22 protein-coding genes are annotated in these 24,404 nt (G+C 62.5%); 14 read left to right on the forward strand and 8 right to left on the reverse strand.

The window, feature by feature from the left end; all coding sequences use genetic code 11:
* The first annotated feature begins 374 nt into the window (after positions 1 to 374).
* Positions 375 to 542: a hypothetical protein gene (locus tag J7I85_RS21845; RefSeq protein WP_214857147.1), complete on the forward strand. Its 168-nt coding sequence runs from the start codon at positions 375 to 377 to the stop codon at positions 540 to 542.
* A gap of 617 nt (positions 543 to 1,159) precedes the next feature.
* Here J7I85_RS21845 and J7I85_RS26050 read toward each other — a convergent pair.
* On the reverse strand, positions 1,160 to 1,513 hold the full coding sequence (locus J7I85_RS26050) for a VOC family protein (RefSeq protein WP_374102517.1): 354 nt from the start codon (positions 1,511 to 1,513) through the stop codon (positions 1,160 to 1,162).
* 181 nt (positions 1,514 to 1,694) lie between these two features.
* Between J7I85_RS26050 and J7I85_RS21855 the strand changes: the two genes are divergently transcribed.
* The 3 genes from J7I85_RS21855 (at position 1,695) to J7I85_RS21865 (ending at position 5,794) form a co-directional block, all read left to right on the forward strand.
* Complete coding sequence (locus J7I85_RS21855) at positions 1,695 to 1,964, forward strand: hypothetical protein (protein WP_214857223.1); 270 nt, start codon at positions 1,695 to 1,697, stop codon at positions 1,962 to 1,964.
* Between the two features lie 2,415 nt (positions 1,965 to 4,379).
* A complete protein-coding gene (locus J7I85_RS21860; RefSeq protein ID WP_214857161.1) occupies positions 4,380 to 5,150 on the forward strand; it encodes a ParA family protein in 771 nt (256 codons plus the stop codon).
* A complete protein-coding gene (locus tag J7I85_RS21865; RefSeq protein WP_214857163.1) occupies positions 5,147 to 5,794 on the forward strand; it encodes a hypothetical protein in 648 nt (215 codons plus the stop codon). Before J7I85_RS21860 ends, J7I85_RS21865 begins: the two co-directional genes overlap by 4 nt.
* A gap of 79 nt (positions 5,795 to 5,873) precedes the next feature.
* Here J7I85_RS21865 and J7I85_RS21870 read toward each other — a convergent pair whose 3' ends face one another.
* The 6 genes from J7I85_RS21870 to J7I85_RS21895 all read right to left on the reverse strand — a co-directional run bounded on the left by J7I85_RS21870 (position 5,874) and on the right by J7I85_RS21895 (position 12,226).
* Positions 5,874 to 7,700 (reverse strand): MarR family transcriptional regulator, encoded by a 1,827-nt coding sequence (locus J7I85_RS21870; RefSeq protein WP_308159606.1) that lies wholly within the window; start codon positions 7,698 to 7,700, stop codon positions 5,874 to 5,876.
* Between the two features lie 240 nt (positions 7,701 to 7,940).
* Positions 7,941 to 8,171 (reverse strand): hypothetical protein, encoded by a 231-nt coding sequence (locus tag J7I85_RS21875; RefSeq protein ID WP_251024689.1) that lies wholly within the window; start codon positions 8,169 to 8,171, stop codon positions 7,941 to 7,943.
* Between the two features lie 708 nt (positions 8,172 to 8,879).
* Positions 8,880 to 10,322, reverse strand: a complete 1,443-nt coding sequence (locus tag J7I85_RS21880; protein ID WP_214857165.1) for a chromosome partitioning protein ParA — start codon at positions 10,320 to 10,322, stop codon at positions 8,880 to 8,882.
* 6 nt (positions 10,323 to 10,328) lie between these two features.
* Entirely contained in the window at positions 10,329 to 10,844 is a 516-nt protein-coding gene (locus tag J7I85_RS21885; RefSeq protein ID WP_214857167.1) for a hypothetical protein, read from the reverse strand.
* A complete protein-coding gene (locus J7I85_RS21890) occupies positions 10,841 to 11,923 on the reverse strand; it encodes a CHAP domain-containing protein (RefSeq protein ID WP_214857169.1) in 1,083 nt (360 codons plus the stop codon). Before J7I85_RS21890 ends, J7I85_RS21885 begins: the two co-directional genes overlap by 4 nt.
* Positions 11,924 to 11,956: 33 nt before the next feature.
* Entirely contained in the window at positions 11,957 to 12,226 is a 270-nt protein-coding gene (locus tag J7I85_RS21895) for a helix-turn-helix domain-containing protein (RefSeq protein ID WP_087874229.1), read from the reverse strand.
* 143 nt (positions 12,227 to 12,369) lie between these two features.
* On the opposite strand from J7I85_RS21895, the gene J7I85_RS25815 reads away from it, so the two are divergent.
* From J7I85_RS25815 to J7I85_RS21945, 10 genes are all read left to right on the forward strand, one after another.
* Positions 12,370 to 12,987, forward strand: a complete 618-nt coding sequence (locus tag J7I85_RS25815) for a DUF6668 family protein (RefSeq protein ID WP_214857171.1) — start codon at positions 12,370 to 12,372, stop codon at positions 12,985 to 12,987.
* 14 nt (positions 12,988 to 13,001) lie between these two features.
* Positions 13,002 to 13,289 (forward strand): hypothetical protein, encoded by a 288-nt coding sequence (locus J7I85_RS21905; protein ID WP_111903848.1) that lies wholly within the window; start codon positions 13,002 to 13,004, stop codon positions 13,287 to 13,289.
* Between the two features lie 10 nt (positions 13,290 to 13,299).
* A complete protein-coding gene (locus J7I85_RS21910; protein ID WP_214857177.1) occupies positions 13,300 to 14,025 on the forward strand; it encodes a hypothetical protein in 726 nt (241 codons plus the stop codon).
* A complete protein-coding gene (locus J7I85_RS21915) occupies positions 14,026 to 15,354 on the forward strand; it encodes a hypothetical protein (protein ID WP_214857179.1) in 1,329 nt (442 codons plus the stop codon).
* Between the two features lies 1 nt (position 15,355).
* A complete protein-coding gene (locus tag J7I85_RS21920) occupies positions 15,356 to 16,867 on the forward strand; it encodes an SCO6880 family protein (RefSeq protein ID WP_214857213.1) in 1,512 nt (503 codons plus the stop codon).
* Positions 16,867 to 18,486, forward strand: a complete 1,620-nt coding sequence (locus J7I85_RS21925; RefSeq protein WP_214857186.1) for an ATP/GTP-binding protein — start codon at positions 16,867 to 16,869, stop codon at positions 18,484 to 18,486. The genes J7I85_RS21920 and J7I85_RS21925 overlap by 1 nt, the downstream gene beginning before the upstream one ends.
* On the forward strand, positions 18,486 to 20,258 hold the full coding sequence (locus J7I85_RS21930; RefSeq protein WP_214857195.1) for a type IV secretory system conjugative DNA transfer family protein: 1,773 nt from the start codon (positions 18,486 to 18,488) through the stop codon (positions 20,256 to 20,258). Before J7I85_RS21925 ends, J7I85_RS21930 begins: the two co-directional genes overlap by 1 nt.
* Positions 20,251 to 20,679: a DUF4913 domain-containing protein gene (locus J7I85_RS21935; protein ID WP_214857197.1), complete on the forward strand. Its 429-nt coding sequence runs from the start codon at positions 20,251 to 20,253 to the stop codon at positions 20,677 to 20,679. The genes J7I85_RS21930 and J7I85_RS21935 overlap by 8 nt, the downstream gene beginning before the upstream one ends.
* Before the next feature lie 779 nt (positions 20,680 to 21,458).
* Positions 21,459 to 22,415 carry an abortive infection family protein gene (locus J7I85_RS21940; protein WP_214857199.1) on the forward strand — a complete coding sequence of 319 codons (957 nt, stop codon included), beginning with the start codon at positions 21,459 to 21,461 and terminating at the stop codon, positions 22,413 to 22,415.
* Positions 22,416 to 22,518: 103 nt separating this feature from the next.
* On the forward strand, positions 22,519 to 23,274 hold the full coding sequence (locus J7I85_RS21945) for a hypothetical protein (RefSeq protein ID WP_214857201.1): 756 nt from the start codon (positions 22,519 to 22,521) through the stop codon (positions 23,272 to 23,274).
* 20 nt (positions 23,275 to 23,294) lie between these two features.
* Here the strand turns inward: J7I85_RS21945 and J7I85_RS21950 are convergent, their stop codons facing one another.
* A complete protein-coding gene (locus J7I85_RS21950) occupies positions 23,295 to 23,948 on the reverse strand; it encodes a hypothetical protein (RefSeq protein WP_214857203.1) in 654 nt (217 codons plus the stop codon).
* Positions 23,949 to 24,404 lie beyond the last annotated feature (456 nt).

Consider the following 24,404-nt stretch of genomic DNA (forward strand, 5'->3'; position numbering starts at 1 on the left):
TCCCGTTGCCGTTGCTGATATTGCCAGGTCTCGATGATCTGGTTGGCCGAGAACCAAAGTCCGCGACAGGTGATAATAATCAGTAAACTTACCAAATGTCGCAGATCGGGCAACTGGGAGCCTCGTGTCTGACGTTTTATCCCGCAGAAGCGCAGTGCAGTCTGGTTCCTTGACGGAGCGCAGCGGAAGGCAGAGCGTGAGGAAACGGGCTCTGTCCATTGGCGGGCAGGTAGAGCTTGAGGAAAGCGTTCTGCATGGCGGTGGTCATGCTCCCATGAGAACTCAGGGGATGCCCTTCAAAATTTCTCGGGCTTGTACGGTGCCTTTCGCCTCGCAGCTGTTAGCGTGGAGCCCCAGCCAATGAAGGAGGAGCGATGACGATCAATTCACCTGATTCACTGCCCGAGGAGGAACCGCAAAAGGGCACGGCCGACGGCGGGATTCCCCAGGGTGGGGACGGGATCGGTATCGCTGCTGATTCTGAGCCCAACACATTCGAACCCGAAGAGGACCCTGACGCCACAGAGGAACCACGTCGCTAGGCGCCGCCCTTTGAGGATGCGGCCGCTCAGCCACCTTGGACGGGTCAAGGGCAGTCGGTCCTGAGCCGGGCGGGTGCGGTGCAGGTGCTAGAAGCCGTACATTTTTAAACTGCGCGGCGCGCTCCCCCTTGCCCGCCGCCATGCCCTTCCGCCTGCCGTTCACCTCTGTCCCGACTTCTGGTCGCTCGGCCAGAGGCTAGATAAGAGCGCTGAGGCCACGAAGGCAGCTGCTGCCTGCAGCCGCTCATTCCCTGGAGGACAGTCGAGCAGGCCCAGGTCATACTCCCACGCTACGATCGCTAGCAATTTAGTCAGGACTAGCCGTGCAGCGTCACGGTCCTTTCGCCTTAGCTCCCAAGAACGCGGCACATCGTCGAGTTGAGGACCGCAACCTAGAACACCGGGCTTTAGCCGCCGACGGAACTGAAACCAGGCCGCGCGGACCATCTTTGATGACTACAGCACTTGCACTTCTACGACCAGATCGCCTGATTCACCAACCCGGAGGGGACATCGCTCCTGCAAAACATGACCTACGCGCGTACGAAAGCCTGAGGATCAGGACAGGGTTGGCGGTGGGGTGGGTGGCCAAAACTTGCGTTCTGGATCCTCCGGGCTCATGATCCCGACGCTATTACCGTCGGGATCATCGACGATCGCGTAGCAGCGGGCGCCCCAAAAGCGTCATAGGGCGGTTGATGCCCTGCGTATCCCGCAGCAGTCATCTCCGTATAGACCTCGTCGACGGCCTCCCTAGTCGGAACAGAGAACCCGAGCACCGCGCTACCCCCAGTCGCCCCGGTCCACCCCGAGTCCCACTGGTGCACAAACTCGGCGCTGTCCCATTCGATGGCCATGCCGTTTGGCATCCGGGCGGCGACATGCAGAGCACCCGGTGCAGCGTCGATTGTCATACCAAGACGACGATAGAAGGCCACGGTGGCATCCATATCCCGTACCACCGGGTTCATTTGATTCAAGACGGGCACGTAAGACACCAGGCACCACCTCTCTTATCTGAGAGTACGCACCGGAGTTACCTGGCAGGAAGATGGAGCGCCCGTCCGATAAGGGCTGTCAGTTTCAGAGGTCGTCTGCACCAGCGGGTGCTGCCGATTGCGGTCGCCGCTCAGCTTGCACACCACACCATGCATGATGCAGGCTTGCGCGGCAGGTGGCCATTCAATCGGCGCGGCCAGAAACCTGCGTGGGGCAGCACGGCATGCCGCGTATGCTGCTGGCCGGGCAGGGGCCGTAGCACACGTCGTCGCGCACGAACTCGGCACGACCGCCAACACCGTCATGGCTGCGCTCTCCGAAGCTCCTGAGCGGATGCTGCGGATGAGTCACCTTGCGGCCATGGCCGAATTAGGCCTGCCCCGCCACTCCCAGGTCGTCGGCCGGCTGGAAAAACGCGGCTAGGTCACCCGTGCCGCTGACCCCACCGACGGCCGCTCCACCCTGGCCACCCTCACCGGCCAGGACTGGGACAAAGTCGTCGAAACAGCGTCCGGTCACGTCGAAGAAGTGCGTCGGGTCGTCTTCACCCCCCTTTCCAAAGCCCAGATCCGGCAACTGGGCGAGACGAGCAAACGCATCGACCCCAACGACCGCTGCCTCCGCTAAAACCCCAGACCTGGCCCACCTCCCCATCCCCTCCCGGACAGTTTCGTGCGCCAGATAGCGCTAAGAAAATGCTGCCGCTTATCGCTGAAGTCACAGAAGCCGGCCGCTCCCCCACTGCTTCCCAAGAGCCAGCAGAAACGGTCGTTATCGACGCACCCCGAATCGCCCTCACCACAGCTGGAAAACGTGAACGGATTGACTGCTCCCCCACGTGCTGCCAAAGAGCACCCTCAGAAACGGTCGTTAATGACGTCACTACTAGGGCACAGGTTGAGACAGCTTTGGGGAGATATGCCTGCCCAGCTTGCCCGCTCCGTTCGACCACCTGACCCATCGGCCCATGGCGTCTCGCAACTGACGGCGGCGCGGATGGTGGCTGCTGCGATGGTGGATTCGAAGACCGCCGAAGATCCTGTCCTGCAGGGGCCCGATCCCCCATCGTCGCACTCCAATGTGGTCCGGTAACTGACCTTGATACTCAATCCATCCCCAACCTTGGAAATATATGGCAGCCGTCCCGGGCCACACGTGATGTCTGAAATAAGGCTGAGCAGGGCGGCCTCCCCTACTCGCGGAGTGCGCAAGACTTCACCCCCCGCAACCAAAAACCCGGTGGCGGACGGGGTAGGCCGGCAGGGTGTTGACAGACTGCGGGCGGACCGTCGTGGCCAGCCTGCCACCACGACGGTCCGCCTGCATTCATGCATGAAAGTTTGCTTGATTGCATACTGGCATCCACCCTGCAAGAAGGAACCGAAGGCTCTGGAGTCGTCGATGAGAAATGACTCCGGCTACCATGCATTCATGCATGAAAGAGAGCCCGGCCATCACTCACGCAGTCAGACATCTGTGGTGTCCAAGAACTCCGGGAAAACGAACAAGCACCCAACCCTTCAGGCATGAATGCATGGCAGCTTGCAAGAACGCAGTTTAGGCAGTCAGTCGAGCGCGGAGGCCTGGACGATGCCGTCATTCATGCATGAAAGAAAGCATTCAGCCACGCAGGCAGGAAGGCGCAACAGAGTGGTGCCATCCAAGCCCGCTGCCGTCACTTTGAAGGGTGCAATCAAGCATGCATGAATGGCTTCTGGGTATGAACGCATGCGAGAAGAGCCGGTAGAGGCGCATACGACGACTTCCCACCCCTTGCCCGCGTGCATGCATGCATGCTTGCACGCGGGCAAGACAGAAAGCCCGGCTGCAAGCACTCATGCAAGGAAGAATGTGCTGGATTCCCGGCATCAGTGCCAGCGCGAATTAACTCACCCCGGCCACGTCCAGGTAAACCCTCCCCGTCGAGGAAAGGCTTGCGCGTATACATGCCGCAAAAGCCTACTAGCGTTCATTCATGCATGATTGAATGCAAGGACAGAAGAGGAAAGGCCCTCCGCCCATCCACATGCAGCCCTGCATGCTTACCAGCCAGATTTCATGCATGTATGCATTCCAGCTCGCATTCTGACGGGAAATAAGTAGGCTTCCATCTGGACGACATGCCAGCCTCCATGCAGCCCTGCATTCATTCATGCATGGAAGCCTGCCTGGCATTCTGGTCCGCAAAGAACTGGACAAACCAGGGCGGAGGCCAAACAACCTTGCATCCATCCTTGCCAGCTCTCATTCATGCATGAAAGCTGGCGTGTCAACGCGGTCCTCCCACGAGCGACCCATCATGGCAGCGGATACGTTCCAGGCTGCCTGAAACATTGCCTTCCACCAAGCGTTCCTCTATTCATACCCGCCAGCCTGCCAACCCTCATTCGTGCCTGCCTGCCAGACCGCTTGCATTCATGCATGAACGCGATTCCTCAAAACCATCACCTACGACCAATGCACCTGGTCGCGATCAGGCGGTGTCACCGCTCTCGCCCTTAGCCGGGGCCCGCGGCTGCTGAGGACCTGGCTTGCATCCCTACAGGCTGGCTTACTTTCATGCATGAATGCATACCCGCCCGCGTTCATCCCTTCAAACAAGGCCCACAAGCAAGGCCCACAAGGACCTGTGGGGTATCCGAACGGCGGGGGAGTGGTGGTGAGTCCAGGGTGTTGGGCTGCCTCTATGCGGCCCATGAGGCATACAACAGCCAGCCTGCATGCGTCCTGTCTTTCATGCATGAATGAAAGCAAGGCGTCATGCCAGTTTGGTCACAGCGGGGGAGTGCTCGGCGTGGCTCCTTGTAACGCACATGTGCACCCGGAAAGCTTGGAGCCATGCAAACAATCATGGTTTACAGCGAGTCAGGTGGCGCCACCAAGACGACATCGGCTGTATCACTTGCCGCTGTAACAGCCGCTTCGGGACGCAAAGTCGTTCTCGTTGATCTCGACCCGCGTGCCGCTGCCAGCAAATGGATAGGTGTTGAACCGAAAGAGGAGGGCCTGCACGTGGGCGCCATCCTGGGAGATCCAGACCCCGAAGGATGGGCCGAGGACCTGGCCGTCGAGTCCTCCTGGTTCCCCAACCTACGTGTCGTTCCGTCCGCACGAAGCGTCTCTAACCGCGAAGCCGACCGGGCCGACCACGCGGAGCTGCGCCTTCGGACATCCCTCATGGGCATAGACGCCGACGTCGTCGTCATCGACTGCCCGAACCGCCAGGGCGGCCCCCTAACCCTCTCTGCTTTGAACGCCGCTGACACCATCGTGTACGCCGCCGGCGCCACTGTCGACGGGGTGGACGGCGTCGCCGGCGCCCGCCGCAGCGTAGACCAGTTCCGCATGTCGCGCAAGAGGATCGGTGCCCCCGACAACCTCCACGAAGCCGGCATCATCGTCGGCGCTGTCGCCTCCACCGTCATGTCCAGGATCGCGGTCGCCAGCATCGAGGAGCTGCGCGAAACCGGGATGCTGCTCACGCCACTGGTTCCGCACCGGACGATTGTCCAGGAAATGCGAATGACCCAGGAGTGGTACGGGGAGTACCGCAAGGGCCTGCCTGTCGTGGAGGCCTACACCGAGCTGATGAAAGAGATCGTCCGATGACCGAGACAAGCATTATCAAAGATCGTCCGGCACAGCTGCGGCGCAGGCCGCGCCCGGCTCCGGATGAGACCGTGGATCCGGTTGACTACACCCCGGCCAATCCTTTGCCGGCACCGGTGGCCGCGCCTGTTCGGTTGGAAAGCGACGCGGCAACCGGTGGGGGAGTGGAGCCAGAACCAGTTCCAGCGGCCGTCTCTGCCCCGGTCGAGGATGTACCGGCTAGCGCAGCGGTGACTGAGCCTGCAGCTCCTGCCGAAGTGGCTCCAGTCCAGGAGGAGCCTGCCCCGGCTCCTGCAGCTACTGAGCCCGCAGCTGCTGCCGAAGTGGCTCCAGTCCAGGAGGAGCCTGCCCCGGCTCCTGCAGCTACTGAGCCCGCAGCTGCTGCCGAAGCTGCCCCAGTCCAAGAAGCGCCTGCGCCGGTTCGCGCCTCGGCACCGACGGCCGCTGCACCGGCCAAGCAGTCCACTCGTGGAAGCAAGTCCTCCAAGGCGACCAACAAGAAGTCCTCGCGCCGGGAGGTCACTTTCCCGTTGAGCACCCGGGTGTCGCAGGACATTCTGGACCTACTCTACGACGCCCAGGAGAACGAGGGTGTCACACTGCGGGACGCGATAGAACAGGGGATCAGGATGCGCTGGAGCTAAGACGCCGACGTCGTCCTGGGGCCATGCTTTCCTGCATTCATGCATGAAAGCATGGCCCTGTTTTTTACCCCGCGAAGGGTCACCCGGTCTGGCCGAACGCCATGTCCGACAACGACCACTCATCCGGCAGCCCTTCGAACATCTCCCATGGGTAATCTTCGCCGGGGGAGAGGAGCTCTGTGACGGTGGTGACATTCTTGGAGAGCCAGTCCCGCCAGACGATCCGCTCGATCCGGTAGCGCTGCATCTGCGCGGCAACCGCCTCCAGAACGCCGAAGTATTCGGCCAGTTCCTTCAATGACGTGGACGTCACCACGGACCAGACTCTGGCTGTGTTCCGGCTGATCATTTTCCAAGCGGCCAGGATTTCAAGAGCTTCGGTGACAGCGGTGCGAGACAGCTTGGTCAGGCGCACGAGCTCCATGGTGGGCAAGGGAATGGGGGATTGCTCCAAGGCCTCGTAGACGAACGCAGCCGGCAGCCCCAGTTCCCTGAAAACCGGCCGCAGCGCATGAATCTTCCCTTTCCTCCAGGTCAGGTCTTCTGCTGCCGTCTTCAAATCCTCCGGGATGGTCAGCATGTACAGATCGCCTTTAGTCCCGCGGCCCTGCTCAACCAGGGTCACCAACGGATTGTTCTCGGAACGCAACGCCCTGAGGTGCGCACCGACGGTCGTGTGGTCCAACCCGGTGGCCACAGCCAAGGACCGGTCTCCGAACTCGATGAAGCGTGAGGCTGTCATATGTGCAGCCTCCCCCAATGCCCGCAGCACCATTCTTCGTGCCAGACCTGTTCTGGAATCGGAGTACCCCGACTCTTTCAAACGCAGCGCATTTCGCCATGTCCTGATGTACCGGTGTTCAGCATCAGGATTCGACGAGTCGATCGATTCTTTTAGAGCTAGGAGGGCCCCCGCCTGTGTAGAAGGCTGGCTTGTGGGGGATATATGGACGCTGTTCTTCCTGGCTTCTTTTTCTTGGCTTTTTCGCAGGTGGGAGAGTGCGTTAGCCCAGTCGCGCTTGAGGGCCGGCATTCTGTGGCGGGAAGGGTAGCGTGCATAGAAGGACGCCAGGCCCGGCCAGATGCCCTGCAATACGCGGCGCTCGACATCCACCAGCTCCATACCGGCAGCTGCAGCGTTCACGATGACTGCCTGGCGGGCGTCCGAGTCGGTGGCGTAGCGGTTGACGTCGTAAAGGCCGGTGAGTGCCAGCTGCTGCATGGGCCGCGACATCCTGCCGGCAAGCCGCGGTGCCTTGGGTGCTTCAGTAGTGGCCGGAATGAACGACTGCTCGAGACGCAAAGCCCGCACGGCGGCAATCTCAGCCGCCAGGTCGGCCGTGAGGTTTGCCCAGATTTTCGGGCTGTTGGGGCGGCGGACGACGTCGTAGGCCATGTTCAGGCTCATGGCGAGCTGCTGGTGACCGCCGCGTTTGTGCGGTGAGCCGGGGGTGCGCATGCAGCCATGCAGGAGGTTTTGGTGCGGGGTCTTGTCCAGGCTCCGGTGGCGGGTGCCCAGGGCCTCGACGAGGTCACGCGCTTCCGTGAAGGTGACACGCTGTTCGAGCGGAATGTAGACGTGCCGGCCGCCGCTGGGGGAGTAGTCCTCGATCCAGCGGGCGCCGCAGGAGTGCAGCCAGGTCTGCAGGGCCCGGACATCAGCTTCTACCCACTCCGCACCGGCGACTGAGGAGTCAAAGTCCAGGAAGATGGCGGCGCAGGTCCCGTCTTTGCCGAAGATGCGCACCGCCGCAGGCAGCGTCGGGAGGGCGTCGGTGAGGTCCCGTTCGAACTTCTGCGGGTAGGTTTTGCCGGCGTCGCGGGAGAGGCGCACACGGGGCTGCCCTGCCAGAAGAGGTGCCAGCGCCGACCACAGACGTGCGGGGTCGCTTGATTCGCGCGACACGCCAGCATCGTGTATGGCTGGCAGCACGCGCGCGTGCTGATGTACGATGAGGACAATCCTTTCGGGGAGATCCTGTTGCAGGGATAACAAAGGACCGGCCCGCCAAGACCGGTTTCATACAAAAACCAATGGTCGACCTGTGAAGGTCCACCACCCGACTTACAATCTGTCAGCCGCCAAGCAAATCCAGAATGTAAGTCCCAAGCTCACGACGGCCCGCCTTGTGCGGGCCGTCGTTATTTATGAGGCCAGTCGGCCAAGAGGCAACTCCTCCTGCTGAGATATTGCGTGCAGTTTGGTGTTGGCCAGGCGTTCGTCGACCAAATCGGACAGCCAGTCGCTGACATACTGGTAGCCCTCTGCCTTGGCAATTTGGTCCATTGCGTCGGCTTTGGGCGTTGCGATGCGGAATCCGACGAATTTGCGGTCGCCCTTGGAGCGCCGGCCTGTACGTGTAACTGGAGCCATCATCCCTGTCCTTTGAACTCGGTGACCCTGGCCAGCCACCGCTACTTCAATAGATTGGTCGAGCCAATTGCCTGTTGGCCCTGAGTCGGTGAAATGCTAGGCACTCCGCCCTTCTCTGAAACTGAAACTACCACCGGCCTCGTCAGTGATCCGGCATTGAAACAGAAACAGCTTTCGGCGTGTTGAAACAGAAACAACATCCGTGTGAGCTGGAGGGACACGCGATTTGATGAGCTTTGTCTTGCATTTGGCGGCAAGTGCTCGTGAAGTCCGGCGTCCAGGGATCATGCCGACCGAGGCGGTATCCACCGGCCTCAAGGTCCTCATCCTTGTCTAGGAGTTGAATCTAGCGGACCGGCGGGGGGGGTGCCGAACCGGATCGGCATCTTTAACCCCTGGCTTAACCCATGGCCGTGCGGAGTTGCACACCTCTGAGGGCCGGCGATCGCGCGCACAAGCACCTCATGCCGCGCCGGGGATACGGCGGCGCCGGCCCTTTTGAAGTGAGGTCCAGGTACTTTAAGGCAATGACCGAACTTGGGCGACGTGTTTCAATCCTCTGGGTGGACGTGATCGAAAAATGATCGGTCCGCTGAGAAAGTGGATCAAGGGCCTGATCGTAGAACCTCAAGAACCGGAGACGCCGTTTCCTCGCGATCCGGTCCGGCAGCCGGTCGGTCGGTGCAGGGACGCTCAGTGGCGTTGTCATCTTCAGAAGCCCTTTGCTACGGCTGCTGCGGCGGCGAGCCATGCGCGCTGTGTTGCTGGTTGGAGTGCTTCGTACCGGATGGGCCCGTTGACGAGGGCGGGGTCGTAGGGGATTCGGACGACGGCGCGGACGTACGGTGCGAAGCCGTCGGCGATGCGCCGGGCTTCGTCTTTGGCTCTTTTGAGTGCGTCGCCGCTCATGCTGCGTTTGGCGTCTGTTGATTCGGAGACGATGACGACGGCGTTGCGTGCCAGTTCGGCGTCGTGCCCGCCGCGGGATTCGAGGGTCTGCAAGGTGAGGCGGGCTGCTTCGGCGCGGTCTTCGATGGCTGTGACGGGGACGACGAGCTGGTTGGTGTGGTGGATCATTTGGCGCCAGTTCGCGGACCGGGCGGTGTTTCCGGAGTCCATGACGATGAGCCGGTAGTAGCGGGTGAGGACCTGGTGGGCGATGTCGACTTCCTCTGCGGTGACTTCGTGGTCGCCTTCTTCGTTTTCGTCCGAGCGCAGGACGTCGAATTTGTCTGCGGTCTGGTGGTGGACGAACGTGGCGATTTCGGCGGCATTGGTGCTGGGGGAGAGGAGTGCTTGGGAGGAGTCGATGAGGTCCAGGACGCTGTTGTCGTGGGCGCCTTTTTCTGTGCGCCAGCCCAGGGTGCCTTGGGATTCGTTGTTGTCCCAGGCGACGGTGGCTGCGCCGCTGTAGCGGGCCAGGATGGCGGAGAGCATGACGACGGTGGGGGTCTTGTTGGCCCCACCTTTGCGGTTGACGACGGCCACGGTGCGGGGCCCTGGCCAGTGCTGGCTGACGGTGCGGATGTCTTCGCGCTCGGCCAGTTCCTCACGGGAGGGGTCGATGCGGAACCCGAGCCGGGTCAGGGCTCCCCTCCATCCCCGGCTAGCGGGCTCCAGTACGGGCGTGCTGATGAGGAACGAAGTGTCTTTGAGGCTGCGCCGAGTGGAAGGCTCCTGAGCGGCTGCGGAGGCCGGTGCGGGCTCCTGGGCGTGCGTGGCAGCTGCATTGGAGGTCAGCGGTGCAGCCCCGGCGGGCTGTGCTGGTGTTTCTTCGGACGGAGTCGCGACGGCACCCGTAGCAGGGGAGGCCGTGGCCTTGGCGTCGGCCGGCTGGGCCGGCGATGCGACCCCAACTCGCAGCGGATCCTGCTCCCGCCGGGAGGTGGGCTTGGTCGGGGCGGCCTCGCTGACGGCACCTTCGGGGGAGACGATGATGAGGCCGTGCCCGTCCGGATCAGTTGTGCTGACGCGGACGGGTCGGCCGAGCTGGACAGCGGTTTCGGTGATGAGGCGTATCGCATCGGTCAGGACGGCGGCTTCGTCGTTAGCCTCGATCGCGTGGGAGGTCCCGTTGATGGTGACTTCGCCGGTTCCGTTGGTGCGTAGAACGGCGTTGATCTTGGGGAAGTCGAGTGCTTGGGTTTCCATCATCTGTCCTTACTTTGTGCCGTTCGGGGGTGTGAAACGGTTGACCTGCCAGGGCTTGTCGGCTGCGCTGCGGAGCAGCTGGACGTCGTAGGGGCCGGCATCGGTGGGAAACACGACATGGCAGCCGAAGCCGTTGTTCTCATCGATCCTGAGCCGGCCCGTTCCGGTGATCCTGGTGACCGGGATGTTGGCCGGGTCAACATATTGGTAATCGGCGGTGGCTTGGGCGGTCATGAGCTGCCCGAGCTCCTGGATCCATTCCTTGTCCGTAACGGCGGGACGGGCATAGAGCGTCATGGCCTTGGTCGCGGTTTCCAGCGCGGCTGTTTTGCTCGCCTCGTCCCAGGCAATGCCCAGGGTGACCGGTGCTGTGCCGCCGGGAGCTTGTGGTTTACCGCCTGCGCTGAGCGTGGCTTGGCTGGTGGCGGAAGTGGTGCGCGACTGTTCGGCGGGCGCTGAGCTGGATACCGGCGCGCAGGCGGTGCACACAAGCAGGGCCGTGAGGGCTGTCAGGGTGCCTTTCATGGTTCCTCCGGTGAGTTGCTGCCGGGCAGGTAGAGAAAGGCGCTGGGAGTGCCGTTCTGGACTGTGCGGGTGTAGTAGGTGTGGTCGTTCGGGGCGGGGTTGCCGTTGTAGCCCTCTTCCAGGAAGCTGCCTTCATCGTTGACGGCTTTGACGATGGCGACGTGACCGTAGGTGCCGTCTGCGCCTCCGGTGCCGGGGGAGTACCAGACGACAGCTCCAACACGTGGTGTTTTACCGGTGGGCCAGCCTTTGGCGTCCCAGCCGTCCTTCCAGGTCAGGGCAGAGCCGAGCACGGCGCCATCGGGCCGGAACGTGCCGTTCAGGACCTTGTAGGGGGCTGTGGTGCTGCCCAGTTGCTGATTGATTCGCCAAAGGGCGAAGTCAACGCATTCACGGTTGAACATTCCCAGAGGGGATGGCTCGTAGATCTTGGCCGTGCTCCACGGCAGGTCATCGTCTTTGCCGGATTGCCCCGGGATGCCGCAGGAGCTTTCCTCGCCGGCATCGGTAATCTTCACGTCGCCCAGGGCGGCGACGACCTCGACGGCGGCCGCCCAGTAGGACTGGTAGTGGAACGGGTCCGCGTTGCGCTGGACCCTGTGCGCGGCCTTGGTGGGTTCGAGCTGTTCCCAGCCGTCGATCTTCTGGAGGGCCTTGAAGAAGTTGCTGGCGGAGGCCGTGGGGCTCATGCGGTCCTGATAAGTGCCCCATGCACCGTTGTCGCGCTGCTGGAACAGTCCCCGGGAGTCAGGTCCCGGTCCGTCGCCGTGGTCCAGGACACGCAGCCCGGACTCGCCCATGGCCGTCATGACACCGATCGTTTGCCCCCGGGCAGACAGGCCAAGGGCTTTGCCTGCGTTGATGATCAGGGCGGCGTTCTTCAGCTGCTCGCCCTCGTAACCGGCGACAGCCACCTTGGGCAGCCGGCTTGCGTCGACGCTGACGCTGGACCCGGTCGGTGAGCAGACGTCGGCCGCGGCTTGAGAGCCCCCGCCGAACAGGATGATGGACAGCACCAAGCCGACGGGCGCAAGGACGGCACCGGCGACCAGCACGGGCCCGCTCCTTGGTGATTGCATGTGTCCCCCTCACATCTGTTCGGCTGCTTCGCCCTAGGGCTGGTCCTCGTTCACTTCCGGTGTCTGGCCCTTCCTCAGGGTGTTCCGGTTCTCCCACACCCAGTCCTTGACTTGATCTCTGGCGATCAACCATGTCTTCTCGACTTGGTAAGCAGGAATCACTCCGGTTTGGAGCCAGCGGTAGACGGTGTTTCGGGACAACCCGAAGATCTCTTCGAGGTCCTGAGGCGTAAGACGCTCCGGGTACTTGGCGAAGAGTGCTTCCAGGTACTTGGGGTCCACGCTCAGTCCGTCCCACCGCATAGAGCCATCGTAGACCACAAATTGGTACTGTGATGTACTAGAAGTGATTGAAAGGTACTAAAGCTGTTGCTGGAGGTCACTTATGGCCTTTCGTGTCGGACGGTACCGATACGATCTTTGCGGACATTACTAGGGGATGTGAAATGCCGGTCTCAAAGAATCGCTGGGTGACCCTCGGCGCAGAAACTATCGACGAACCTGTCCCAGCCATCCCAGAAGAGCCGCCTTTCATCCCTACGGGGGCGACGAGGCCGCAGCTAAGTGTTCCGCAGCCGGACCAAGCGGACCGGCTTCCCCGACGGAACGCAGCGGGGAGGGAACCGGTTTTCTGGTGGCTTGGCGTGCACGGCGGCGCGGGCGAAACGTCGCTTGCACGCCTGGACAAGAACACCAAGGCAGCCGAACATCACTGGCCTATGACGGCAACTGGATCCGTTGTGGTTCTCGTTGCGCGTTCCAATATCCCCTGCCTGCGTGCTGCACGGTTGGCGGCAACTGAATGGGCTTCAAGGTCACTTCCCGGGATCCAGGTCGCTGGCCTGGTGGTCATGGCCGACGCTCCCGGACGGCTCCCCAAAGAAATCCGCGACTTCTCCCGCGTCGTCGGTGGGGGAGTACCCCACGTTTGGCATTTTCCCTGGGTGGACGGATGGCGCTACGGCCACGACGTTGCCCCCGAAGAACTTCCCAAAGAAGCCCGCACCGTCCTTGAGCAGGTACACCTCGCAGTAACTGCCACCGCCGGACTCCCGGCCAAGTAGAAAGAAGAAACCCTATGTTGTTCTCCAAGGCCATGGAATGGTCAAGCTTCGCCATCACTGAAATACCGAACCCGGGCACAGGTGAAGCACCTCCCGGATCTGAAGGTTTGCTGACGATCCTCAAATGGATCGCATGGATCGTCTTCGGCTTGGCCGTGGCCGGCATCCTGATCACTGCCGGAACGATGATGATCAACAACCGGCGCGGCGAGGGCGGCGAGCACGCCGGCCGCCTGGCATGGGTCCTGGGCGGCTGCATCCTCGCAGCCTCCGCAGGCGGTGTCGTAGGCGCCCTGGTCTAAGGAGCCAGCCATGACTGAACCGACAGTGAACGAAGACCAGAACCCGCTGACCAAACCTAAGTTCATCATCTCGGCCGTTGTCGTGGCGATCATAGTCGCGCTTGGGATCACCCTGGCCCTGCTCCCCAAAGGGGGAGGAAACCCTGCAGCCGAGCCAAGCAACTCCGGATCTGCCACCGCCAGCACGCAGCCCAGCGCGGCAGCGGCCGCAAGCGTATGCGGCCTGCCCTCCGGCAACCAGGCCAAACCAGCCACCGCGCCGACCGACACCAAATGGGAGCTGGTCGGAAAAGTCGCCGCACCGACATCACCGACGGAATTCGGACCCGGCAAGACCGAAGCCAACGGCCTCCGCTCCTGCTTCGCACACTCACCAACCGGGGCGCTGTATGCAGCGGCAAACATGACCGCATTGTCGGCAGCTGGGAAAGCGGACCTGGTTTATGAGCAGTTGGCATTACCAAGCCCGGAGCGGGATGCTGTGCTGAAATCATCCCCTACAGCTGCCCCCAACTCCGTCACCGCTCAATTGGCCGGATTCACCTTCCGCTCCTATGAGGCTGACCGAGCCGTAATTGATCTTGCCTTCAAAGGAGCCAACGGAACCTTCGTCTCCATTCCAGTTCCGCTCCAGTGGTACGGCGGCGACTGGAAGTTCGTTGTCCCGGCTACGGGGGACACTGGTGCGAGGCAGATTACAGACCTTGGCGGTTACATCGAATGGTCTGGCGTCTAAATGGCTGACTGCTCAGGCTTGGATGTCATAAATCCCTTTTGCCAGGCGGGTGCGGCAATCGAGGACGCTGCGAACGACTCAATCAAAAACATGGCCAAAGCGATTGCTGATGCCGTCGGACAGACAGTGAAGACGCTCGGGACGTTCTGGGTGAACGTTGGAACTCCCGACCTTACCTCCGCACCTGGTGGATACACCGCGAGCGATCCGGTGTTGTTCCTGCAGAACAGTCTCTACTTTTGGACGGCGTCACTGGCTGTGCTGTCTGTCCTTGTAGGGGCGGCAAAGATGGTGATCGAACGTAGGGGTGCTCCCCTGCGTGATCTGGGGCGTTCGCTGGCGACCCTGGTCGTCGTGTCTGGCGCGGGCGTAGCAGCAGTGGGCCTTCTGACGGTCGCGGCCGATAAATTCTCTGCCTGGATCATCGAGAGCTCCACGGATGGGACGTCGTTTAACGAGAACATCACGTCCCTGCTGGCGCTTTCGGCCACCAGCCCGATCGGTTCGATCATGATCATCCTCCTGGGGCTGATCGCGATTCTGGCCTCGGTGATGCAGATCGTCCTTATGATCGTCCGCGGTGGCCTGCTCGTCATCCTGACGGGGATCTTTCCTACGGCTGCAGCTTTTACGAACACCGAGGCCGGCAAGGGCTGGTTCCAGAAGTGCACCGCCTGGCTGATCGCCTTCATTCTCTACAAGCCCGCGGCCGCCATCGTCTACGCCACGGCCTTCCAACTTAGCGGCAGCAAGATCTTCGGGAACGATGGTGACGGCAAGGACTTCGGCTCGGCACTGATGACGACAATTACCGGTTTGGCCCTGATGGTCATTGCTTTGTTCGCCATGCCAGCCCTCATGCGGTTCGTCACCCCAATGGTGGATGCCGTCGCTGGCGGTGGTGGAGCTTTGGCTGCGGGAACGGTCGGCGCAGTGGCTTCCGGTGCTATCAGCATGGGCAGCGCCGGCCGCGGCGGCGGCAGCGGTGGTTCGGTTGCTTCCGCACCAGCCAACAGCTCAAACGAATCAGGGGGCTCCGAGGGTCCATCAGGGGCCGGGGACTCTGGAACGGCCGGTTCGTCGGGGACAGCGGGCGAGACCGGGGGAGAGGGCACTTCCTCGGGCACCCCGTCTGGAGCAGAAGCTGCCGCAACAGAAACGGCCGGCAGTGGTGCTACGGCGGCCGGGGGCGGCGCGGCTGCGGCAGGCGGGGCAGCCGCGGCGGGCGCTGCAATTGGCGTGGCCGCGGCGCAGAAGGGCATTGAGGCCGGCCAGGCTGCCGCCGGTGCCGTGAAGACCATGAGCGAAGAATCAACGGGGGGTGCCTGAGATGGCAGCGATCGAGAACACATACAGGGAACCGACCTACGGCAACTGGCGACGTCCGCGTAAGGCGGGCATCGGTACGCTTGGTGGCCTGGCCACAGCAGGATTGTTTGTTGGCCTCATCATCACGGTGATTTGTTTCTTCGTCGGCGGCTGGTTCGCCGGGCTGGTTGCGCTGCTCGTCCTTGGGTTGGCGCTGGCCGTCGTCTCGGTGACCGACAAGCACAACAAGTCTGTGGGGGAGCGGGTCTTCGGCCGTTTGGCGTTCGGCTTGGCGCGGCGCAAGAAGGCCAACATCTACCGTTCCGGTCCGTTGGGACTGACGCCCTGGGGCGAGTTCCAGCTGCCCGGGATCTGTGCCGGTTCCAAGCTTTACGAGTTCACGGACTCCTATGGGCGCCCGTTCGCGTTGATCCACCTTCCCTCCACTGCGCACTACACCGTTGTCTTCGGCACGCAGCCTGACGGGGCGTCGTTGGTCGATCCCGAACAGATTGATGCTTGGGTGGCTAACTGGGGCGGTTGGTTGGCTTCGTTGTCGAATGAACCTGCCGTCGTGGCTGCATCCGTCACGGTCGAAACTGCCCCCGATTCCGGGGCACGGCTGCGCCGGGAAGTTGAGTCGAACATCCACGAGGACGCCCCTGACATTGCCAAGGCCATGCTCCGGGAGGCTTTGACGACCTATCCGCAGGGATCGGCCACGATCCGGGCGTGGGTCGCGCTGACGTTCAGCGCCGCTGCCCGGGCCGGCGGCAAGCGACGCACAGCTGACGAGATTGCAAGGGATCTCGCGTCACGGCTTCCCAGCCTCACGGAGCGTCTGGAATCCACCGGCGCCGGTGCCTGCGCCCCGTTGAACGCCCAGGAACTGTGTGAGGTCGTTCGGGTCGCGTACGACCCTGCAGCGGCACGGCTCATCGACGAAGCCCATTACCAGGGCAGCCCCGTTGACCTGGACTGGAGCGACGTCGGACCGTCCGCCCATCAAGCCGATTGGGACGGTTACCGCCACGATTCCGGGCACTCTGTGTCCTGGTCAATGACGGGCGCACCCCGCGGCCACATCCTGGCCTCTGCGCTGGCCCGTATGGTGGCACCGCATGGGGAGATTGCACGCAAGCGCGTCACCTTGCTGTACCGGCCAATCGAAGCCGGCCGCGCGGCCGCCATCGTGGAGTCCGACCAAACAAGCGCCCTCACCCGGGCCTCCTCGACCAACCGGCCCACAGCCCGCGCCCTGGTCGACGCCCGTGCGGCGCAAGCCACCGCAGCGGAGGAAGCCAAGGGGGCCGGGCTGGTCAACTTCGGCATGGTGGTCACGGCCACGGTGCTGTCCTCCCGTGACATTGAGGACGCGGTGGCCGTGGTGGAGGGCAACCTCGGCCCCTCGGCACGTCTGCTGTTGCGGCGCGCCTACGGCTCACAGGATTCTGCCTTTGCCGCGTCCCTGCCACTGGGGCTGGTCCTGCCCAAGCACTTGAAGGTTCCCGAAGAGATCCGCGAGGCCATGTGATGTTCGGCAGCAAAACCAAGCACCAACGCACACCGGCCCCTGCCACGAAGCTGGCAGCCGCTGTCGCCCGCCGCCCGGGCCTGCGGGGCTGGCGCGGCCGCGGACAGGGTGAAGCCGTCTACGTCACGGCAGCGGACGAATGGCGCGGAACCTCGGTCCAGGTCTGTGGTCTCTGGCCGTTCGTGGGCGGGTCGGGCACCCCGATCCTGGGGGTCCCGATCGGCGTTCACACCGACACCGGAGCGCCCTTCGGGGCCGATCCGATCAGCTGGTTCATGCACGGCATGATCAACAACCCCTCCATGTTCGTCCTCGGCCTGCCGCACTACGGCAAATCCACCCTGGTCCGGCACATCGTCCTGGGCCTGGCAGGCCGGAGCATCAACCCGTTGATCCTCGGTGACCTGAAGCCGGACTACGTTGACCTCATCGAAGCCCTCGGCGGGCAGGTCATCAGTCTGGGTCCTGGGCGCGGCCACTTGAACGTCCTGGACCCCGGTGAAGCCACGGGCGCAGCCGTCAGGCTGCTCGCCTCGGCCGAGGACCACCGGGCCAAGGCCAACCGGACCCTGAACGCTCCAGATGGCGACCAGGCCGCGGCCGCGCCGCTGCTCGCTGCAGCGGTGAAGGCGGAGAAGCTGGCCGAACAGCTGATGGCCGACTCGCACAACCGGCGCCTGAACATGATCACCGCGCTGATTACCATCGTGCGCAACGCCAAGCCCAGCGCCCACGAGGAATCCCTGATCGACCGGGCCCTGCACATCCTGGACGAGCGCCTGGACCGCGTTCCCCTGATCGGGGATCTGATCGAGGTCATCAAGGACGCGCCCGCCGAGTTGCGGGCGATTGCCCTGGATCGTGGCGATATGAGCCGGTACCTCGACGCGACCGACCAGCTGCGCCAGTCGCTGTACTCCCTCGACGGCTCGGGCCGGTTCTCTGACATGTTCTCCCAGCCCACTGATCAGCCGATGGACCTGACCAAACCCGTGGTATTCGACCTGTCAGGGATCTCCGACACGCAGCGGGACATCCAAGCGGCCTGTTTGCTGGCCTGCTGGTCAACGGGGTTCGCCACCGTCCAGGTGGCCCACACCCTGGCCGACGCCGGCCTGGAACCGCGGCGGAACTACTTCGTCGTCATGGACGAGCTGTGGCGGGCCCTTCGCTCCGGTGAAGGCATGGTGGACCGGGTTGACTCGCTGACCCGCCTGAACCGTACCGAGGGCGTGGGGCAGGCCATGATCACGCACACCATGAGCGACCTCGAAGCCTTGCCAACGGAATCTGAACGGATGAAAGCACGCGGCTTCGTCGAACGCTCCGGCATGGTCGTCTGCGGCGCGCTCCCCGGAGCCGAGATGGAAAAACTCAACAAAGCCGTCGCCCTCTCCCGGGCCGAACAATCCCGCCTCATCTCGTGGGCTGATCCGGGATCCTGGACCGACGTCGGCGGATCCCGCAAACGCGTACGCCCGGGCCTGGGCAAGTTCCTCTTCAAGGTCGGCGGCCGCCCCGGAATCCCGGTCGCGCTCAAACTAACCAGCGTTGAGGAGAAACTGCACGACACCAACAAGCGCTGGACGATCAACAGGAACGGCGAAGGGGAGAACTGATGGGTGCACCAAACAGCGGCAAACGCTCACAGCTCGACACCGAAACAATCCTGCTCTGGGTCTTCATCACCGTCGTGGTGCTCGGCGTCGGCTCGGTAACCGGCGCCGTACATCTGGGGTCGATGCTGTCCAATGACGGCCAGAAGCTGCCGGCCAACCCGTTTGAACTGGTCTTCGGCCTGTTATCGCACAAGGTCACCTGGCCAGCGGCCGCCACAGGGGTACTGGTCGGTTTCGGTGTCCTCATCATCGTCCTGGCTGTCCTGGTGGTCCGTGGAGTGCTGCGCCGGCGGTCCAAGCGTTCCCGGGTGGACACCGCCGCCCAGCACATGGCCAAAGGCCGCGACCTGCGCGCACTGAGCCTGCGCGGTGCAACGGCCACCGCCGAACGCCTCGGCGTGAAAGGCTCACCCGGCGTCCCCGTGGGCAAGACAGTCCTGGGCGGGCAGATGGTCTACGGCTCCTGGGAAGACATGCACATCGACATCTGGGGACCCCGCACGGGCAAGACCACCTCCCGGGCCATCCCCGCAATCCTCGCCGCACCGGGCGCCGCCTTGGTGACCTCGAACAAGCGGGACATCGTTGACGGAACCCGCGACGTCCGCGCTGCCGAAGGGCCGGTCTGGGTCTTCGACCCGCAGTCCGTCGCACTCGAGGAACCCACCTGGTGGTGGAACCCCCTTAGCTATGTCACAGACGAAGTGAAGGCGGCGCGTCTGGCCGATCACTTCGCTGCCGGCTCCCGCGGACCCGATGCCAAGACGGACGCCTACTTCGATCCCGCCGGTCAGGATCTCCTTGCCGGCCTCCTGCTCGCCGCCGCCCTCGACGGGCGGCCGATCACACAGGTTCACACCTGGCTGACCCGTCCCGCTGAAGATGAAGCTGTGGACATCCTCAAGGCCCACGGCTTCCTGCAGACCTCCAACGCAGTCGGCGGCGTCATCAACGCCCCCGAGAAGCAACGCGGCGGCGTGTACGGCACGGCGCTGCAAATGGCCTCCTGCCTCACCAACCGCCAAGTGGCCCGCTGGGTGACACCCCAGGGCGAAAACGACCAGCGGCCCCAGTTCGATCCGGCAGAATTCGTCCGCTCCAAGGGCACCCTGTACAGCCTCTCCAAGGAAGGAAAGGGCACCGCGGGCCCGCTCGTAACGGCGCTGACCGTGGCCACGGTCGAAGCCGCCGAAGAACTGGCCGTCCACTCACCCGGCGGCCGGCTGGCCACACCCATGATCGGCGTCCTGGACGAAGCAGCAAACGTCTGCCGCTGGCGCGAACTGCCAAACCTCTACAGCCACTACGGCTCCCGCGGCATCGTGCTGATGACCATCCTCCAGTCCTGGTCCCAAGGCGTTGAAGTCTGGGGCCGCGACGGGATGCGCAAACTTTGGTCCGCCTCCAACATCAAGGTCTACGGCGGCGGCGTCGCCGAAGCCGAATTCCTCAACGAACTCGCACAGCTCGTGGGGGAGTACCGCTACTCCAACATGACCAGAAGCCGCTCCACACAGGGCACCTCCTACAGCCACGACGACGACCGCAAAGAACGCACCCTGGATGTGTCGGACCTGGCCGCGTTCCCACGCGGCCGGGCCATCATGTTCGCCTCCGGCGCCCCGGCCGCGTTGCTGGAGACGGTGCCTTGGATGAGCGGTCCGCAGGCCGATGCGGTGCGGGCCTCCATCACCGCGCACGATCCGGCCAATAGGCCTCCGGCCGCGGCCGGGAGCCGGTGGATCTCCGCAGGGGCCACCACTGATGACTGAGGGTCTGGGGGAGTGGGACGACGAGCTGGACGACACCTCAGCTGACGCCACGGAGCCAGCAGGGGAGGGCGACGCGGACGAGCCTGAGCTGTTCTACCCGAACGTCGCCGAGTTCGTAAGCGGCAAGCTGGCCACCACCTACCGCCGGCAGCTCAACGTGCAGGGCGGCGTGACCTGGTGCCCGCAATGGTGGAAGCACGCCGAAGCCATCAGCCGCCTCGAAGCGCTCTGGCGCGCCTGGGAATTCCTGCGCCTGGACGGCACCACAGGCATGAGCGTGTGGTGGCGCGACCACGCAGACCACCACATGTCCGTGCTCCTCTCAACCGACGGGCCGTTCAAAGGCTGCACCCCCGACGACGGCCACCGCTCCAAACTCGCCCCTCTACCCTGCGAGGAACCGCCCGCAGGGCTGTTCTGAACCGGGTATTGGTGACCAACGTAGCCCCCAGAGTCTGCCCTTGTCTTGATGGATTGTCCTCAGGCACAAGACCGCTTTGCTTGGCCAAGGGCTACGGCTTCGGCCCGCCGAGCCAGAAGAGTGCAACGTCGACATCTCTCGCCGACCAAGCGTGCCCGTTGCCCTGCGCCAAAAACCGCAGTTCTTCCACCAGCGACATGTAGCGGGCGTACCGGCCGCGGGGGGGGAGAGCGGACGGTTCAGAATCTCTAGTCCGGCTTGCGCGCGCCGGTCATATACCGCCATTCGATCGGGTGCTGCTGCCAGTAGTAGAGCTGAAGCTAGCGCATCTCCCGTTTCGAAGCCAGGCAACGGCGACAGTGCGCGTCGGCCGGCAGAAGCCGCATCAGGTATGGTCAGCGTGACGTCGGTTACCGCAGCCACCGCATCTTTAGTCACGGTCCGGACGTCAAGATCTCGCATGGTCATCAAGTCGCGGACCCAAGGCGTATCGGCACGGAGTCGCTTCCAGAAGAGCAGGGCTCCGATATCGGATTTGCCGATGCTGGCCTTGGCCTGAACTCGGCATGCGACTTCCGTAAGCACTTCGTGTAAGCAGGCGACGTAGCCGCCATATAGGCGACGTGGGCCGCACGAAGCGTCTCCAAGACCCGCGAGTCGTCCAGAGCGCGCGGTGTTTCATCATGCTCATCCATAGCTGGAAGCTTGCCACACGGGCTTGACCTATGGGTTAGCTGAGTCCGACTACATTTGAAGTCAGAGGCTCCGAGTCAGGCGCCTTGGTCGAAGAGAAGGCAGCCGCTGGGTTGAGAAACAAAATCACCGATACCGCAAGACGCAAGATCATTGATGCCTACCAGCTTGAGTCCATAGCGTGGTCTGGGCGACTGAGTGAGCCGGACTTCCTAAGTCGAATTTTCAATCTGAACGAGATGCGGAGCGACGACAGCCGATTCCAGAATGCCTATCAGGACATCCAGCAGCACCGGATACGCAACCCTTATGACTGGGACGACGATTACGTGTTCACAGATCCAAGATTCAATGTCCGATGGGGAACTGATGCAGTTTTCATCCAATTTCTGGAGATGACTGTCCACCCTCTTGTGCGGGATGCTGAGGAATGCTCTCGTATCGTGGGTATTTACAACGAAATTCTGCACGACAATGGATTCCATCTTGTCGCCGACGGGGAAGCCAAGGGACAACCGGTATACAAGGTCAAGGTCCGCGGTAGCTTCCACGGTGACGTACCCCAAGCGATTGCCCGTCAACCGCTCCTGACCGAATCAGGCGTCCTGCATGAACATCTGGAGCGCATCAAGAAGAGCATCGCCAGTGATCCAGCCAGCGCAATCGCGTCTTCCAAGGAACTTCTTGAGAGCCTGTTCAAGCTGATCCTTGACCAGGAAGGGGTTGAATACCCTGCCAAAGACGATGTACCGGACCTCTATAAGAAAGTAGGAGAGGCCCTAAAAATCAACGCAGAAAGCGTCAAGGGCAGCAGCAAAGCAAGCCAGACGGTCCAGAGGATTTTCCGAACGCTGACCACAACAGTCCAGGCCATTGCCGAGCTCCGGAACGAGATCGGAACCGGTCATGGTCGCACGACGGCCAGCATCGCCACGGAGGCACACGCACGCTTGGCATTGAACAGCACTGTGACTATCGCTGAGTTCCTCCTAGACACTATTGGGCAGCGGAAAACACAGAGGCAAGCATATGAGCTGATCTAGTGCCAGACGTGAGGCTGTGGTAGGCCGAGCATCTGAAAAAGCGTCGCTACGGTTCGTGGTCCAACTCTCCTGAGCGAGGTGAGGGACTGGCTATCATGGCTCAATGACCCAGCCGCCCGGCATCCGCGCGAAGATCGACAGGGCAATGGAGCACCTGCTGAAGCTCGACGACGAGCTTCACAGGTACCTCGATTTGGACCCGATTACCCTTGTCCGCCAAATCCAGCCCGATGGCGAAACCTCCGCCATAGCCGTGCGGGTGACAACACAACCACCAGTTTTACTCAGCGTCCTGGTTGGTGAAATTGCCCATCAGCTTCGTTCTGCGGTGGATCATATTGCTTACGGGTTGGTTCTCGCAGCCGGAAACACACCGACCACACGGACCTCGTTTCCCGTCTGCAAAAACCGACCAAACCGGCTTGCCGTGCATGGCGGGGTGTCCAATGAAGCTCTATCAAGGATTGAGGAACTCCAGCCTTATCAGCAGGACGATCCGTCAGCGCACCCGCTCTACGTGCTCAACGAACTCTGGAACGTGGATAAGCACCGGAGCCTGCATTTGACGGCACTGATGTTCACGAATACGCAGGTGTTCCTAGGCACCCCGGCCGGATCTTCCCTTGTGGGGGGCCAGTTGCAAACAGGGGCTATAGGCGACAATGGCGTAATCGGTGTCTTTAGGTTCGCTAATGGTGAGATAGACCCAGAACTGGAAATAACAGCGATGGGGTCGTCCTTTGTAGGACTCGACGAGCCGGGGTCGTCGCCCAGCAACTATCCCGTACAAAGCCTGCTTGAGTATTTGTACAACTACGTTTCCAAGGAGATGCTTCCAAGGTTCGAGCCTCTGCTGTGAGGCCTTGCCGGGTCCGTCCGCTAGTCCTGCAGGTCGTCCGAACGCATGGCTCGCTCGACGCGGCCGAGGACTCGCGTAAGCTCGCGGTTGCCTTTAGTGAGTGCCTCCGTCATCGACTTTAGATTGCCCGGGTCACGCAGTGCCATCGCCTTTGCATCCGCATAGTCGAGCACATACACGAGCGGATCCGCCGGCCCGAAGGGACCATCGAAAGCAATCGTCACTGTGTGTCGGTGAAAGGTACGTTCTTCGAAAATCTCGACGTGTGTGCCCAGGCTCCAACGCATCTCCCGGCCGGGCGGGATCGAGGCGAACCCGTTTGCGAAACCCGGGAGATCCAGGAGGTTCTTCTCAATAGTGAAGGCGGACGAGCGCTGGATAGGTGGGTCCATGGTCACTCGAACATTGGTTGCAACGGTTGGCCCTTCATTCTTCAATACGAGGTCAACCACGTAATAGGAAACCGGATCAGCTCGGAAATCGACCCATATGTAGGGCTGCTGCTGGTCCCGGTAGAGCTGTTCTTGAATCTCGGTCTGCCGCTTCGCAAGCACCACCTGTTCTTTGGCGGACTCCGCTTGCTGCTTGGCTGAGCGCGCCTGGGCTCTTGTCCAAATCACTGCCACAACTGCAACCACGGCCGCCGCGAGTGATACCCAATCCCCTGCCTGCATTTTTGACTATTCGCCTCCCCGTAGAGATTTGGACGATACCAGTTTCATTTGTTGCTGAGTAACCGAACTGGCACCGACGACTCAGATTCGGAGGGCTCCGCCAGGCACCTGTGCCCGGAAGCCAGATGAAGTTTCTGGGAGTGCTTGGCCGCCCGCGTCGGCCTGAGCAGTAGTAGTCCTCGGATCCCAGCAGCACTGGCTCCGGCGTGGGCTTGGGCGGGAGCGCGACAACAAGTCGCCATATGGGACCGTTCCGGCAGCGATTTAGGCGCGACTTAATCCCGGGCGTACCCGACGAGGTGCGCGTCCGCCAGTGTAGCGCTAGAGCCACCACCAACGGGCAGTTTCTCGGGCAGGGCATACGCGCATTGGAAGGGCAGTACTTACGCGGAAGCTTGCCCTGGGGAAGTGGACCTACAGTGTCGCGTTGGAGGACCCTTGGGTTCTTGTGGTGAT

The organism is Arthrobacter sp. ISL-65 (genome assembly GCF_018613795.1).
Lineage (GTDB): Bacteria > Actinomycetota > Actinomycetes > Actinomycetales > Micrococcaceae > Arthrobacter.